11 protein-coding genes are annotated in these 17096 nt (G+C 36.0%); all 11 read left to right on the forward strand.

From position 1 onward, the window contains the following. The first annotated feature begins 52 nt into the window (after nt 1–52). The 11 genes from NSQ74_RS10920 to ccsA all read left to right on the forward strand — a co-directional run bounded on the left by NSQ74_RS10920 (nt 53) and on the right by ccsA (nt 17082). Nucleotides 53–1042: a DUF3196 family protein gene (locus NSQ74_RS10920; RefSeq protein WP_340823295.1), complete on the forward strand. Its 990-nt coding sequence runs from the start codon at nt 53–55 to the stop codon at nt 1040–1042. Nucleotides 1043–1330: 288 nt separating this feature from the next. After that, a complete protein-coding gene (gene tig / locus NSQ74_RS10925) occupies nt 1331–2620 on the forward strand; it encodes a trigger factor (protein ID WP_340823296.1) in 1290 nt (429 codons plus the stop codon). A 609-nt stretch (nt 2621–3229) separates the two neighbouring features. After that, on the forward strand, nt 3230–4501 hold the full coding sequence (gene clpX / locus NSQ74_RS10930; protein WP_172772230.1) for an ATP-dependent protease ATP-binding subunit ClpX: 1272 nt from the start codon (nt 3230–3232) through the stop codon (nt 4499–4501). Nucleotides 4502–4731: 230 nt separating this feature from the next. Beyond that, nucleotides 4732–7056, forward strand: coding sequence for an endopeptidase La (gene lon, locus NSQ74_RS10935; protein WP_340823297.1), 2325 nt, complete (start codon nt 4732–4734; stop codon nt 7054–7056). A 4-nt stretch (nt 7057–7060) separates the two neighbouring features. Beyond that, nucleotides 7061–7642 (forward strand): ribosome biogenesis GTP-binding protein YihA/YsxC, encoded by a 582-nt coding sequence (gene yihA, locus NSQ74_RS10940; RefSeq protein WP_340823298.1) that lies wholly within the window; start codon nt 7061–7063, stop codon nt 7640–7642. A gap of 207 nt (nt 7643–7849) precedes the next feature. Further along, nucleotides 7850–8023 carry a YjfB family protein gene (locus NSQ74_RS10945; RefSeq protein WP_340823299.1) on the forward strand — a complete coding sequence of 58 codons (174 nt, stop codon included), beginning with the start codon at nt 7850–7852 and terminating at the stop codon, nt 8021–8023. 166 nt (nt 8024–8189) lie between these two features. Continuing rightward, complete coding sequence (locus NSQ74_RS10950; protein WP_340823300.1) at nt 8190–9842, forward strand: hypothetical protein; 1653 nt, start codon at nt 8190–8192, stop codon at nt 9840–9842. 80 nt (nt 9843–9922) lie between these two features. Continuing rightward, the gene (locus NSQ74_RS10955; RefSeq protein ID WP_340823302.1) at nt 9923–11371 is read left to right on the forward strand and encodes an S-layer homology domain-containing protein; all 1449 of its coding nucleotides are present in this window, start codon (nt 9923–9925) and stop codon (nt 11369–11371) included. Nucleotides 11372–11388: 17 nt separating this feature from the next. Next, nucleotides 11389–14316, forward strand: coding sequence for a VWA domain-containing protein (locus tag NSQ74_RS10960; protein WP_340823303.1), 2928 nt, complete (start codon nt 11389–11391; stop codon nt 14314–14316). A gap of 351 nt (nt 14317–14667) precedes the next feature. Beyond that, nucleotides 14668–16032, forward strand: a complete 1365-nt coding sequence (gene hemA, locus NSQ74_RS10965; protein ID WP_340823304.1) for a glutamyl-tRNA reductase — start codon at nt 14668–14670, stop codon at nt 16030–16032. Between the two features lie 222 nt (nt 16033–16254). Continuing rightward, a complete protein-coding gene (gene ccsA, locus NSQ74_RS10970) occupies nt 16255–17082 on the forward strand; it encodes a cytochrome c biogenesis protein CcsA (RefSeq protein ID WP_340823305.1) in 828 nt (275 codons plus the stop codon). The last annotated feature ends 14 nt before the right edge of the window (nt 17083–17096 follow it).

The following is a 17096-nucleotide window of genomic DNA, read 5'->3' on the forward strand; positions in this document are numbered from 1 at the left end:
TTTTGTTAAAAATAAACAATTAGGAACTAGTGAACTAAAAGAGGTGAGAAAAATGACAAAGCAAAAGCCCCATGTTATTAAACATGACAATATTGTTGTTTTTCCTGGTGCAACCCAAACGCTAATTCGTGAGGGCCATATGTATGTGGAAAAATATCAATATGAAGAGGCAGTTGCATGTTTTGAAAAGGCGTTTTTATATGACAAAGGAGATGAAAAAGCGTTAAGTGCCTATGCGTATGCTTTATATGAGCTGAAACTATATGTGCAAGCTAAAGACGTATGTGAGCAATTGTTAGCTATGGGCACTTCGATGTATGTTGAAGTGATGGAGCTATACATTACGATTTGCATGCAGTTAAAGGAATATCATCAAGTTGAGTCTATAATAACTACGTTAATTGAGGAAAAAGTTCTTCCGGAAGCACAGCTAGAAAAATTTGAACGCTTAAAAAGTATAAATAGTGAAGTCGCTAAAAATCTTCAGCAACGAGAAGATGTACAAGAATTGATAGAAGCGCAAGAATATGAATTAGAAAAATTTACCACACTTACATCGAATGAACAATCGTTGCGATTGCATCGCCTGATGGATACGAATGTAAGGCAGATAAAAATGCTTTTAAAGGCTATTATCGAATGTTCGGATATCCATCCATTTGTGCAGAGTCTTGCACTTATTTTGCTAGTAGAGCAAGAAGTTTCAATTGAAGTTACTGTTACAAAATTTGAACAAACAAAAACTATTAATCCGATTGATCTTGCGTTACCTAATCAATTACAGCAGTATGGTGAAATAAAAAAAATTATAGAATCTAAATTAGAACAAGACCCATCAACATTGGAAATGGTACAATATTTAATGGCTAAGCATGCAATTGTTACGTATCCGTTTGAATGGCACCCGTTTGCAGCCGATGATATTGCATATAGTTATATTGATTTTGTAAAAGCAATGCTTGGTAAGGTGCAGGAAATGGACTATGAAATCATCGACTTTTTACAAATGTTAGAAAAACTAACAGAACTCCATGAAGTATGAAATAAGTTGAAACTATGCGCATCTATGATATACTAAAATGGTTGTCAAAATCGTAGTTACGAATAAATTGTCTAACATTTAAACTTGATTCAACCGAAGTCCCCTAATTTAACAAGTAGGTGGATGAATGTCAAAGGATTTTACTATTTAGTAGGGGATCAAAACTTTAACTAAATGCTAAGTCTTTGACACAAGTTGCGGATTTACAAAAAATTATCGAGAAATCGAAATCCGAACACAATTACGTCATGCGTAATTGAAACTAGATTATTTTGGAGGTATTTATACATGTCAGCAAAATGGGAAAAACAAGAAGGAAATATCGGTACTCTTACAATCGAAGTACCAGCTACTGAAGTAGATGCAGCGATGGACCAAGCGTTCAACAAAGTTGTGAAACAAATTAACGTACCAGGTTTCCGTAAAGGTAAAATGCCTCGTAAAATGTTTGAACAACGCTTTGGAATTGAATCTTTATATCAAGATGCATTAGAAATCATTGTTCCAGATTCTTATGCAAAAGCAATCGACGAAGCTGGTATTATGCCAGTTGATTACCCAGAAATTTCTGGTACAGAAAACTTCGTTCATGGTCAAGACTTCTCATTCACTGCTCAAGTAACAGTGAAACCAGAACCAAAACTTGGCGACTACAAAGGCTTAGAAGTTACGAAACTTCCAGTTGAAGTAACGGACGAAGAAGTTGAAGCTCAAATTCAAGAACAATTAGCACGTAAAGCTGAACTTGAAATTAAAGAAGATGAAGCTATCGTAGAAGGCGACACAGCGGTAATCGACTTTGAAGGTTTCGTAGGCGAAGAAGCTTTCGAAGGCGGAAAAGGCGAAGACTACCCATTAGAAATCGGTTCAGGTTCATTCATTCCTGGATTTGAAGAGCAATTAGTAGGCGTAAAAGCTGGCGAAGAGAAAGACGTTACTGTAACTTTCCCAGAAGAATACCACGCTGCTGAATTAGCTGGTAAAGAAGCTACTTTCAAAGTAACTGTTAAAGAAGTGAAAACAAAAGTACTTCCTGAGCTAAACGATGAGTTTGCAAAAGAATTAGATCCTGAAGTTGAAGGCGTAGAAGCATTACGTGCTAAAATTAAAGAACAAACTGCTACTCAAAAACAAGCAGAATCAGACGCTACACTTCGCGACGAATTAGTAGAAAAAGCTGCTGACAATGCAGAATTCGAAGTACCAGCTGGTATGGTTAACTCTGAAACAGATCGTATGCTACAAGAGTTTGGCCAACGCTTACAAACACAAGGTATGAACTTAGACCTTTACTACCAATTCTCTGGTCAATCAGAAGAAGATTTACGTGGTCAAATGAAAGAAGAAGCTGAAAGCCGTGTACGTGTTTCATTAACTCTTGAAGCAATCGCTGATGCAGAAAAAATTGAAGCTACAGAAGCTGATATTGAAGCTGAATTAGAAAAAATGGCTGCTCAATTCAATATGACAAAAGAACAAATTACTGGCGCTCTAGGCGGTACTGCTGTTCTTGAAAATGATATTAAAATCCAAAAAACAGTTGAATTTTTAGTAGAAAACGCTAAAATTACTGAATAAGATTTTTTACGTAACTAGATAGAAAAATTAAGAAGACAAGGTACGGCGTAAAACCGTGCCTTGTTTTATCACACATAGCTTTTTAGTTTAGGCTAAAGGGGCCCCAACCTCTCAAGGTCAAGGACGACAAAAAGTAAGTCTGATTTTTACTAACTGTTATACTTTTGGTGGCCACTTTAGTTAATTTACTTATACATAGTATTGTTGTTTAACTTTTTACACGATGCTAAATTTTAACATCATTGTAGTAGAGCCGAAAAGTAGCAGTAATTATAGCGCCCCCATTATAATGGAAGAAGAGCGCATATAGGTTTTACGAGTGAGGGAACTAAACCTCGAAGGAATGAAGCTAAATAATCAATAAGTGGTCATGGGTTAGTCTGAATGGTCGCATCAACACGAATTATTTGCATGAAAGCGAGCAGACGGCGGTTAATGTTTTAGTGCGGAAGACTGCCAATTCCTAGCTAACTGACCTCGTGCTTGAAGACTTTGAAAATACTTCAAAATCTAGACGCATTTGCGCCATGACGTAAATGTTGCAATCAATTTATTTGATAATGGTTCAATAATCTTGTAAGATTGTAGCTTGAATAGGGGTGAAACATATTGTTCAAATTTAATGATGAAAAAGGCAATTTAAAATGCTCATTCTGTGGTAAGCCACAAGAACAAGTACGTAAATTAGTTGCAGGTCCAGGTGTTTATATTTGTGATGAATGTATCGAACTTTGTTCAGAAATCGTTGTAGAAGAACTAGGTGTTGAGGAAGAAATCGATTTCCAAGATATTCCGAAACCGAAAGAAATCCAATCGATTTTAAATGAGTATGTAATTGGACAAGAGCGTGCTAAAAAAGCCTTAGCGGTTGCGGTTTACAATCACTACAAACGCATCAATACTAATAGTAAAATCGATGATGTGGAATTAGCAAAATCGAACATTGTGTTAATCGGCCCAACTGGTAGCGGTAAAACATTATTAGCTCAAACATTAGCACGTATACTAAACGTTCCTTTCGCAATTGCAGATGCTACTTCTTTAACAGAAGCTGGTTATGTAGGTGAAGACGTTGAAAATATTTTATTAAAATTAATCCAATCAGCAGATTATGATATTGAACGTGCGGAAAAAGGAATCATCTATATTGATGAAATCGATAAAGTTGCACGTAAATCAGAAAATCCGTCGATAACTCGTGATGTTTCTGGTGAAGGGGTCCAACAGGCGTTGCTAAAAATTCTAGAAGGCACTGTTGCAAGTGTACCTCCACAAGGTGGACGTAAGCATCCGCACCAAGAATTTTTACAAATTGATACAACAAATATTTTATTTATCGTAGGCGGAGCATTTGATGGTATTGAATCCATCATTAAACGTCGTCAAGGTGAAAAAGTAATTGGTTTCGGTTCAGATCCTAATAAAGTTGAAGTGGACGAAGGTTCATTAATGGCGAAATTGATTCCTGAAGATTTGTTGAAATTTGGTCTAATTCCAGAATTCATCGGTCGATTACCTGTACTTGCAAGCCTAGAGCAATTAAATGAGGCAGCACTTGTACAAATTTTGACGGAACCAAAAAATGCGCTTGCGAAGCAATATCAAAAAATGCTTGAACTAGATGGTGTTGAGCTTGAGTTTGATGAAGGTGCCCTTTCTGAAATTGCAAAGGAAGCAATTGAACGTAAAACAGGTGCACGTGGTCTTCGTTCAATTATTGAGTCAACAATGCTTGATGTAATGTACGAATTACCTTCACGTGATGACGTGAAAAAATGTATCATTACTGCAAAAACAATTACGGAAAAAGAAAAACCGAAATTGCTTCTTGAAGATGGCACTGAACTCGATGAAGGTAGCGACACAAAAACTTCGGCATAATAAACAGACGTAGCGTCTATTGTTATGAGAAAAAGAGTAACTTAGCTGACTTCGATTGTGCAATGTTCGCACATATCGGGAGTCAGCTTTTTATTCATACATAAAGCTGAAGACTGTAAATAGATGAAATTTTTGGCTCGTTTGAATAGATAGTGTGAATCGGTTTTTTAAACACATACTAGAAGCGCGGGATTGTGAATAAGAAAATTTTGACGGAGGTGAATACCCGCATGGTAACAATTCAAAAAACAACAAATGTACCATTATTGCCTTTACGTGGACTTTTAGTATACCCGTCGATGGTGTTACATATTGATGTGGGTAGAAATCGTTCTGTAGCGGCGCTAGAACAAGCGATGTTAGAGGACCAATTGATTTTATTGGTAACGCAAAAAGAAATGCACGATGAACAGCCAGAAGAGCAGGATTTATATCAAGTAGGCACAATGGCTTATGTGAAGCAAATGCTAAAGTTACCAAATGGTACGCTACGTATTTTAGTGGAAGGTGTAGCACGTGCAACGTGGTCCAACTATCAAGCATTAGAGAAATATACAGTTGTTGATATTGATGTTAAAGAGGAGAAAATCGATAAAGATGTGGAAACACAGGCCTTAATGCGTACATTGTTAACGTATTTTGAAAGATATGCAAAATCCTCCAACAAAATAACAACAGAAACAATTAATACAGTTGCAGACATTGAAGAACCAAGCCGTCTTGCTGATATTATTGCCTCGCATTTACCAATTAAAATTGCGGATAAACAAGAAGTTTTAGAAATGCTAAATGTTAAGAAACGCTTAGATCATTTAATTATTCGCCTGCATGATGAGCAAGAGGTCCTGGATCTTGAAAAGAAAATTAATTCAAAAGTAAAGCAATCAATGGAGCGTACGCAAAAGGAATATTACTTACGCGAACAAATGAAGGCTATCCAAACAGAGCTTGGCGATCGAGAAGGTAAAACTGGTGAAGTAACGGAATTACGAAAGCTCATTGATGAAACAGGTATGCCTGAATCTGCAAAAGAAGCAGCGCTTAAAGAACTGGATCGTTATGAAAAACTACCTAGCGCAAGTGCGGAAAGTGGAGTAATACGAAACTATATTGACTGGTTAGTGTCTTTACCTTGGACAAAGTCAACTGAAGATCGAATGAATATTGATCATGCTGAGGAAATTTTAAATAGAGATCATGCTGGATTAGATAAAGTAAAGGAACGTGTGCTTGAATATTTAGCTGTGCGTCAGTTAAAAAATTCATTACGTGGACCAATTCTATGTTTAGCTGGCCCTCCTGGAGTAGGTAAAACATCGTTAGCACGCTCAATTGCAGAAAGTTTAGATCGAAAATTTATTCGTATTTCTTTAGGCGGGGTGCGAGATGAATCCGAAATTCGAGGACATCGTCGTACGTATGTAGGTGCGATGCCAGGTCGTATTATTCAAGGAATGAAAAAAGCAGGTACGATTAATCCTGTATTTTTACTTGATGAAATCGATAAAATGTCAAATGATTTCCGAGGAGATCCTGCAGCCGCAATGTTAGAAGTGCTGGACCCTGCACAAAACAATACATTTAGCGATCACTATATCGAAGAACCGTATGACTTATCTAACGTATTATTTATTGCTACAGCTAATGATTTAAGTACGATTCCTGGACCTTTATTAGATCGTATGGAAGTCATTTCGATTGCAGGCTATACTGAAATTGAAAAGGCGCAAATTACAAAAAATCATTTGATACCAAAGCAATTAAAAGAACATGGCTTGAAGAAAACGCAAGTAGTAATCAAAGATGAAGCTGTGCTGGATATTATTCGTTATTATACACGTGAAGCAGGTGTCCGAGGACTAGAGCGTCAAATAGCAACACTTTGTCGTAAAATCGCTAAAATTATTGTTTCTGGAGAAAAGAAACGTGTAACAGTAAATTCAAAATCAGTAATCGAATATCTTGGTAAGCACCGTTTCCGCTATGGACAAGCGGAAGAGGAAAACCAAATTGGTGTAGCAACAGGACTAGCGTATACAACTGTTGGTGGTGACACATTACAAATTGAAGTTTCCTTAACTCCTGGAAAGGGCAAAATTCAGTTAACAGGGAAACTCGGAGATGTTATGAAGGAATCCGCACAAACAGCGTTATCGTATGTCCGAACTAAAATAGAGGATCTCAATGTAGACTCAGAATATTTTGAAACACATGATATCCACATCCATGTACCTGAGGGAGCAGTACCAAAAGATGGACCGTCTGCAGGTATCACGATGGCGACAGCAATTGTTTCGGCTATTTTACATCGTCCGATTCGTCGTGAAGTAGGAATGACTGGTGAAATTACGTTACGTGGTCGTGTACTACCAATCGGCGGTTTGAAAGAAAAAACATTAAGCGCACACAGAGCAGGTTTAACAACAATCATTTGTCCAAAAGATAATGAACGTGATATTGAAGATATTCCTGAAAGTGTACGCGAACAACTCACATTTAAACTAGTGTCATCTGCTGATGAAGTATTAGCAATTGCACTGGACGGAGGTTTTTAAGGAAATGAAAGTCCATAATGTCGAAATGGTCATAAGTGCAGTAAGACCGGACCAATACCCAGAAGATGGACTGCCAGAGTTTGCATTAGCAGGTCGCTCAAACGTTGGGAAGTCATCATTTATTAACCGTATGATTGGGCGTAAGGCGTTAGCGCGTATTTCTTCTAAACCTGGGAAGACACAAACGCTAAATTTTTACAAAATTGAAGAACAGCTGTTTTTCGTCGATGTTCCGGGATATGGTTATGCCAAAGTCTCAAAAACAGAACGTGAAGCATGGGGGAAAATGATTGAACGGTACATCACTGGCCGTGAAGAATTAAAAGCGGTAGTTCAAATTGTTGATTTACGTCATCCTCCAACTGCTGATGATCGAATGATGTATGACTTTTTAAAACATTACAATATCCCTTGTATTGTCATTGCAACGAAGGCAGATAAAATTCCAAAAGGTAAATGGGATAAGCACAAAAAAGTTGTCAAGGAAACACTAGATATGGATAAAAATGATCCGCTTATTGTGTTCTCTTCTGAAAAGGGTATCGGTTTTGAAGAAGCTTGGCGCACAATTGAAAATAAAATGTAATCAAAAAACATCTATTGCGTTAGGAGCACAGTAGATGTTTTTTTATTGCCTAATATTTGAATGACACACAATATTTTTTTGCTCTCTTTGTATGAAAAGAAGTGAATAAGCTGTTCTGCTGCTAGTGTGAAAGTTATGGATAAATATGAGGAAATTACTTGATGAACGGCAAGTTTAGCCGATAAATTAAATAGGAGGTGGACTAAAATGGATATCGCAGCTTTATCAATCGCAATGCATCAATCTAATCTAATGCAAAATGTATCATTAGCTGTTACAAAGCAAGCAATGGAAATGCAACAGCAAAATAGTGAACAGCTAGTTGAGATGCTAGATGCTCCACATCCAACGGCTGGACATACAATTGACATCCAAGTATGATGATGGCAAGGTAGCTTGAAGTTGGAAGCTACCTCTATCTTTATGTCTAATGGTAGATTCAAAAAAATATTAAAACAAGTTAAAATGTAACTTTTTGAATAAGAAAAACTACCAATAATACGATATACTATTTATAAATAACAATTTTTTAAGGAGGCGGGAATTGTTGAAGAAGATTCCATACATATTAATTGTCCTGTTATTAATGGCACTTAGTTTGCCATCACTACCGACTGTCCATGCCGCACAGTTAGTAACAGGAACCTTCGTTGATGTAACCTATTCAGAATATACGAATTCAAACGGGGAAGTAGAAAGGCAGCTTAGTAAAATTACATTAGAAAATGCTAGTGGCCGTCAAGTAACATACAATATTAATAATAATGCCCGCCTGTACATTAATAACACTGAAACTACAATTGATGGCTTTAAGATGGGCATGAAAGTAGAGGCTGAAATCAACCTTCGTAGTGTGGTTGAGCTCCGCGGTACTTCCAATACTACTGAGGAATCAACGACAGTTGCTCAAAATCCTAGAATAGTTGCTGGCGTAATCACAAGCATCGACCCAAAAGGTTTGTTCATAATGGTGAAGCCGGATATTGGAAAAGAAACTACATATTATTTGAATAAAGATACTGCTTTTCAAAAGGGTTCTTCATCGGTAGATATTAGTGGGATGTATGTAGGTGATCGTGTAAAACTTAATTTAAAAAATAAAAGTACATCGATTGTCACAAAAGTAGATATTAGTGAGACTGGAACATTAGTTGAAAATTTATACAAAGGTGAAATTCAAGCAGTTAATATCAATGCGAACAAATTAACAGTAAAAAATCAAAATGCCTTTGTGAACTGGCAATTTGGTTCAGCAACAACAACTGCTCTTTCAACGATGAATTTTTCAACAAAGGTACCAATTTACGTTGGAAATACGAAAATTGAAAAGGGCCAATTGAAAAATTATATTGGCAGTGAAGCATATTACGCAACGGTGAAGCAATTTGGTAAAGAAGTTATTGAAAAGATTGTCGTGTTGAAAAACAATGAACGTACGTACTATGAGCCGATGATTGCTGTCGATACAGATTATCAATTGTTAAAACTTAAAACTGCTGGCACGCTGTACTTCCATGATGGGTCAATTTTAATTCGAAATGGTCGTTTTATTCAACCAACAGGATTATTGGCATATGGAACAGCATTTGTCATTACAGACGGTGCTGCTCGCGATCATTATGCGCAAGTAGTAGATGTTACAAGTGATAGCTTTATGTCACCAAATTTAGCTTCGCATGAATTATATTATGGCCGTTTAGCACAAGCAGATGGCTACTTAATTGAAATTGATGATGCAATGAAGATTGAATCAAATGTTTTCAAAAAAACAGCTAGTACCGTACTATCTGTTAGTAATACAACAAAAGCAATGGTAGACGATGGTAATAAAACGTACAGCGTAATGCCAGATATTGAACTGTATTTATCAGAAGGCGATTATGGTTACTTCTACGTAAACAATGGGCATGTTCAGGCTCTTCACATGTTAGATAATGCTAAACCTGTTGCCCCACTAATGCTAGTCGGTAAACTACAGTCAGTAAAATCGACATATCCAGCTACTATTAATGTGAAAAGTGTGAGTCAATGGCAAAATGGCCGTTGGTATGAAGCTGGCCAAATGGTTGATATGAATATTGATCAAGCTACGCTGATTAAAGCAGGGAAAGTCATTCAACCATCTGATTTGAATCCTTCTGATCGTTTAGTCGTATTATCTGACCGATTTGTAAAAGCACATTTCATTTTAGTTGATTAACAAGATAGAAGCTATCTCTACAATACGAGATAGCTTCATCTGTGCATATGCATGGGAAGAAAGAGAGGGGAAAAGAACAGATGCGAAACCATTTATATAAAGTAATGTTAGCCATTCTAATGGTGTTCGTTTTGGGGACAAGTATTCTAGTAGATGCCTCCGCTGCATCGGTGGAAACAACAGGTGCTGTAAAAAATGAATATACATATGAAGAAGCAGTGTTCATTACTGGAACACCAATTATTTTTAAAGGTACGAGTAAAGATATTAAAATTACACAAAAAGAAACAAAAGGTAAATTAACAGAAACATATAATTTAAAACTAACAGCAAGTAATGGGGCGACATTAACAAGAAATATTGCCTATGAATCTGATGTTGTTAATTATGATACAATTGGGCAAAAAACTTCCAATGGGGTTGTCAAAAAATACTCTGAAAAAATTGTTGATGGAAAAATTACGTATAATTTAGCAGACTACCAATTTTCACAAGGTACAGTAACGGATAACCGTGCAGCTTCTGATTATTTTTCAGGCAATGTTATTTCAAGAAAAACATATACCTATCAAACAGGCTCAGGAAAAAATGCAAAAACAAATACGGTAACGATAGATATTGATAGTCGTCATGCAGGCTACGAAAATTTCTGGGGTGCAACTGAAACGCAAATTACAGAATCTATTTATACGTACAGTGATGGTACAACTAGCCATGTGAAAAACCGTTTATCAACAAGTAAATCACGTGTCCTCAATTATGAGGAAAATCCAGGTAGTTTAGCTAGCTTCGATGGGGGCTATGCGGTCGTTAGTGAAAAAGACGTAATTTCAGAATATACGTATGACTTAGCTTCTGGCAAAAAAGGTAAAGTTGATTTGGATACTGAATTTACGCCAACAATTGAACGTCTTATAATTCCGAAGTTCCGAGATTTATCTAATCATTATGCTAAAAGTGCTATCGAGAAATTATATTCTTTAGGAATCTATTCAGATACAAGTAATTTCTTTTCACCAAACACACCGATGAAGCGAATTGATTTTACAATAGCGATTGGGAAAGCAGTCGATCTCCGTGTAATGGAAGAAAAGAATACGAAAAAAACATCCACAAGTGTCTTTAAGGATGTTAAGCGTACTGTTAAAGATTATCCATATATTGAATCAGCAGTAAATAAAGGCATTATTAAAGGTGTGACACCAGATTACTTTAAACCTGATAATGCGATTACACGTGCGCAAGCAGCTGCAATATTTGTACGTGCATTAGGGCTTGAAAATAAAGCACCAGAACCTGGCTATGTTACGGAATTTAAAGATGATGCACAAATTCCAGACTATTCAAGAGACGGAATTTATATCGTCAATGAGCTTGGTCTAATGACAGGCGACCCAGTAACTGGGCGTTTTAATCCAAACCAGCCGTTAACGCGTGCTCAAGCATCTGTAGTGCTGGAACGATTCTTAAACTATTTAGAAAATGATTTAAAACAAAACTATCGAGATGATATTTTATTCTTTAACTAATGAAAGGATTGAAATGAATGAAGTATGCGAAAAAGGCATTGCTATTACTAGCCTGTTTTGTACTAGCTTTTATGACTTTAACACCATCAGTCACACTGGCTGCTACAACAATTCAAGATGTACCAACATCTAATAGTAAATACAAAGCCATCTCATGGGCTGTCGATAATGATTTACTATCGTTAAATAGTGCGAATAACTTTTTACCAAACGAACAAGTAACTGAGCGAGAGCTAGTAACAATGTTTGCTAAGCTTGATAAAAACTATGCGTTATCTTATAACGAAAACGTTGCTTATAATTTTTATAGTGATTTTTATTTACCATTTGATGGAACGCATGTCATGGCGAATCGTTCAAAATCTATAACTCGAGGTCATTTTGCACGTATTTATGCTGCATTTCAAGGTTTAGATTTGGATGAGCCACAAGCTGTACAATATTTATATACAAACGATATTTCAACTGGTAATACTGGCAAAAAAACATTTGCTGATTTCAATCCCTCTACGAAACTATCTCGTGGCGATGCAGCTGAGTTCTTATATCGTATTGTGCAAAACAATTCCTTTGCTGTACAAGGATTGAAACGATCTGCAGCAGGACGTGATAATGATAAAATTACTTTGCCAGCAGGTTTTATGGGCTCTAATAGTGGTGAGTTTGAAGAACCAAAGGATAATGAAAATGATTTTACTGGTCCCGACTATGTTAATAATGCATTACAAAGTATTGAAGTTGAAAAACCAGATTTAATTGCGAATGGTGAGGATATGACGCCAATTACTGTATCTTTAAAAGCATGTAATGGTGACCCAATTGCCGATGATAAGTCATATACGTTCCGTGTAACTTCTTCAAATGGAGCGGATATTGTAAATGCAGCTGGAGAAGCTGTTCGTAATGTACAATCTGACGGCGCAACAGTAACAGCATTTGTTAAAGCGAAAAAGCTAACGAAATCAGTGCGTGATACGATTACTTTTGAGCTTATTAACAACACAGATCCTAGCATGAAATGTCTTGTTGGAGAAAAAATAAATGCACACGTTCGTTACTTACCACAGCCAGAATTACGCATTGATTTTAAAGTGTATGACCCAACGAACACAGATGATAACGGAAGTGTAACACCACCATATGTACAATATGAAAAGCCACCTGAGTTTTTCACAGAAAATTTGATTGATGTATATGGTCCTGTACCGTTAAAACCGGATGCAGATGAAAAGAAATTCAGCATTGGGCAACAAACAAATGTTACAAATGCTCTTGGTCAAGTAGAAAATATCTACTTACAATATGGTGGTTCAGATCCGAAGTATCCAGCACTTGGATATGAGAATGCCATTTTACAATTTGAAAACTACAATATTTCGGTATATTTATTTGAAAAAATACTGAATGATCGACTAAAAGACTCAGTGACGACGCCAGCTAAGACTGAGATTATGTACATGATTTCTGAAGATGGTCGTCCGATTTATCGCATCCAAGGAATCGATGATAATATTGCGTCACAAGTTGAAAACATCAATCCGGTTGGGGCAATCATTCAATTAATGAGTCCAAAATACATGCCGGAAGAAAAGAATTTGACATTAGAGCATTATGATAGTGTTATGAAAATTTATGCGATTTTAACAAGCCTAAGTAATTATGAGCGTACAGTATTATTGAAATACCAAGGTGGTAAATTACTAGGACAAGTAGAAGCATATAAGAAACGTGTAGAGGCGTTAAAAGAAAGTGCTGACGCTGCAGCAAGGCCAAATGGTAAAGATAGATATACACAAGTAATGGTGACGTTAGTGAGTCCAGGTGGAGAAATTATTACCGACTATCAAGGAACTGTAAAAATCAAATTTGATGGTGTTGAGAAAACAGCTTCCTTCGTCACGAATACTTCGGATTATTTGAATAATACAGGTGGTCCAGGAACTGCGGTCGCTTATTTTGACTCAATCATTTATGGAAAGTCTAAAATAGAAGCAACGCTCGTTAATAAAATTGATCCACGTTATGCAACAATATTGAAGTCTCTTACGGATAAAACGATTACGAAAGAAATTTTCACAAATCCTTACTTTAGTAAAAATGCATGTACATTAGCAACTGAAGTCGCATATGTAGTTGATTACTCATCTTCTATGAAACGTATTGACCAAACGAATTATCGCGGTAAAAAAATGGTGGAACTGATTAATCAAATACAAGCTAAAAACAATATTGTGATTGAAACGAATACAAGTGCAAACGTATTGGGTGAGGGCAGCACCGAAAATGTCTTAAAGAAAGATTTATATCGTACATCGACGGATAAAGGTGCTACAGATATCTTTGCGGGTATAGAGTTGGCTCTTACTAAATTCTCGAACGATACAAAAACTTCTAAATCCATTGTTGTTGTGTCTGATGGTAAAACAAGCAAATCAAAAATGACAAAAGTAATCAATGATGCGAAAAAGAAAGGCATTAAAATTTACACTGTAAGTATGGGCAAGAAAAATCAAATTAATGAGGCAACCCTTACTCAAATAGCTTCTGAAACTGGTGGTATTTACTATCATGCTATTGATAATTTACAATTCCATCAGGTTGCTCAAAAAATAATTGATTCGATTTTATGTAAAACGTCGCCTTCAAGTTGTATTAATCCTGAGGATATCTTTGAAGAAGCGGAAGTAACATTACGAAAAGGTTATATTACAATGAATGCAAGAATTGATGGAAATTGTTCAAATGTTGCAAATGTCATTGTTCGTTATTCTTCTGTTAGCGGGGATGTTCAATTTGAACTTAAAAAGCGTAGTGATAGTGTGTTTATGTTGACTAAAAATGTACAAACTATGTATGACTTTAAAGTTAATGGCGACATCGAGTTTCTAGCATATGATAAAGACGGAAATGTAATTTCGCAGCAAACAGTGAAAATTACAAATTAATAATATTGCTCTTATATAGAGCGATTCTAGACTGTAGATGAACTCAAATGATTTTTTGAGTCGTCTACAGTCTATTTATATTGTGTTGTGAAGTAGAGCTAAAAGTCATTTCTATTTAAACCATCACAATCAACTGTATTTTCCTTATTTTCGACACAAGATGCTACTGCATAGTTAAGCCCAGTTTTTAAATTTGAAACAAGCAGTATAATTTGTTAAACTTAGTTTATAATAATTCTAATGTAGAAAATGAATTATAGTTCTTCATGACATGTTCACAAATTATAGATGAACTATTGTCGAACTGTGCTATAATGAGATTTGTGAATTAGAACGTGTGAGGTGTTATTCATGCATACCATCGTAGTAGGCTTGAATTATAAATCAGCGCCAGTTGAAATTCGTGAAAAGCTATCTTTCATAGAGAGCGAGCTACCACAAGCAATGGAAGCGCTGCAAAAACAAAAAAGTATATTGGAAAACGTCATAGTTTCGACGTGTAATCGGACAGAAATATATGCAGTAGTTGATCAATTGCATACTGGCCGACACTATGTAAAGCAATTTTTAGCAGATTGGTTTAACTTGCCTGTGGAGACTTTTTCTTCTTATTTAACAATCCGAGAAGAAGATGAGGCATTAGAGCATTTGTTTAAAGTAACAGCTGGAATTGATTCAATGGTACTTGGTGAAACTCAAATTTTAGGACAAGTGAAGAAAAGCTTCTTAAATGGACAAGAGATTGGGACGACAGGTACGGTCTACAATCAGTTATTTAAACAAGCAGTCACATTTGCGAAGCGAGCACATAGCGAAACAGCTATCGGAGAGAATGCGGTATCTGTTTCATATGCAGCAGTAGAATTAGCAAAGAAAATTTTTGGATCTTTACAGCGCAAGCATGTTGCTATTTTAGGTGCAGGTAAAATGGGCGAACTTGCCATTGAAAATTTATATGGCAATGGCGTAGGAAAAGTAACGGTTATTAACCGTACGTTTGAAAAAGCAGAGACTTTAGCTGCTAAATTCCAAGGCGAAGCAAAATCAATGAGGGAATTACAATGCTCGTTACTTGAGGCCGACATTTTAATTACGTCTACAGGTGCAACAGATTTTGTTATTGATTATGAATTAATGCAACTTGTCGAACGCTTACGTAAAGGTAAACCATTATTTATGGTAGATATTGCGGTACCACGTGATATTGATCCACGTGTTGGAGACTTACCAAACGTTTTCTTATATGATATCGATGATTTACAAGGTATTGTAGAAGCAAACTTAGCAGAGCGTGAACGTGCAGCAGCAGAAATTACACAAATGATTGGTAAAGAAGTTGTACAATTTAAAGATTGGTTTGCTACGCTAGGTGTCGTGCCAGTTATCTCGGCTTTACGTAAAAAAGCAAATCAAATTCAAGAAGAAACAATGATCAGTATTGAAAATAAAATGCCAGAGTTAACGGATCGTGAACGTAAGATATTAAGCAAGCATACAAAATCAATTATTAATCAATTATTAAAAGAGCCTATCTTACAAGCTAAAGAAATGGCAAATTCATCAAAAGCAAATGAACAGTTACGTTTATTCCAACAAATTTTTGGCATTGAAGATGCTGTGGAAGTAGAAGTAGATATGATGAGCAAGCAAGAGCTTGAGCGTAAAGAACGTTTACAGTCATCGCAAACACCTACCGAACCAAAGTATTCTTTCTAGATATGTCTAGACATTCAAGCTCCACAATCGCTTGAGGTTCACGATGTGAGTCATGTAGCAATAGCGCTAATTGCGTAGTTTTGCTGACGTGTGCGAACTTGAAATTACATGAGGCGTTTTCGTATCTGTATGGTAAACTAAAGATACGAAAACGTCTTTTTTTAGGCTGGGATACTGTTTATAGTAACTTTAGCACTTTTTGATATAAAGAAGGGATGTCCATTGGCTGATTTGACAATGACAAGGCTCTATGAAGTAATGATCGTCTTGTACGCGATCAGTCTAGTGTTTTACTTTACTGATTACTTTTATAAGCAAGTACAAACAAGGCGAATTGCTTTTTGGCTTGTTTCATTTGTATGGGTAATTCAAAGTGCCATAATTATTTTAACTTTTGTAGAAACAAAACGATTCCCGATTTTATCCTTGTATGAGGGGATTCTTTTCTATTCCTGGTTACTTGTATCACTGTCGATTATTCTCCATTGTATAGCGAGAGTCGATTTACCAGTATTTATTATCAATATATTAGGATTTGTATTTGCTAGTATATTCACATTTATGCCGAAAAGACCGACGGGTGCAGTAGGAGAGACTTTAATTTCCGAAATGCTCTTTATCCATATTTCATTTGCAATCTTATCGTATGCTGCTTTTACGTTAACTTTTGTGTTTGCGATATTGTATTTAATCTTATATCGTTTATTAAAAAAGAAAAAGTGGTCTCAACTATGGACACGTTTGCCGTCACTACAGCAAACGAGCAATTGGATGAACATATCATTTTTTATTGGTATTCCAATGCTATTCATAAGTTTAATTTTAGGGTTTGAATGGGCATTATTAAGATTAGAGAGTTTATCTATCTTTGATGCGAAGATAATAGGGTCCTTTATCATTTTAGTATTATATTGCTGTATTTTATATGTGAATCGTAAAAGTAAGCTGACTGGTACTAATTATGCGTGGGTACATATCTATGCATATTTATTAGTTGTTGTAAACTTCTTTTTAGGGAGTAGCTTATCTCGATTCCATTTATGGTATTAGAAGAAAGGTTGGAG

The sequence above is a fragment of the Lysinibacillus sp. FSL W8-0992 genome (assembly GCF_038008685.1).
In the GTDB taxonomy this organism is placed as follows: domain Bacteria; phylum Bacillota; class Bacilli; order Bacillales_A; family Planococcaceae; genus Lysinibacillus.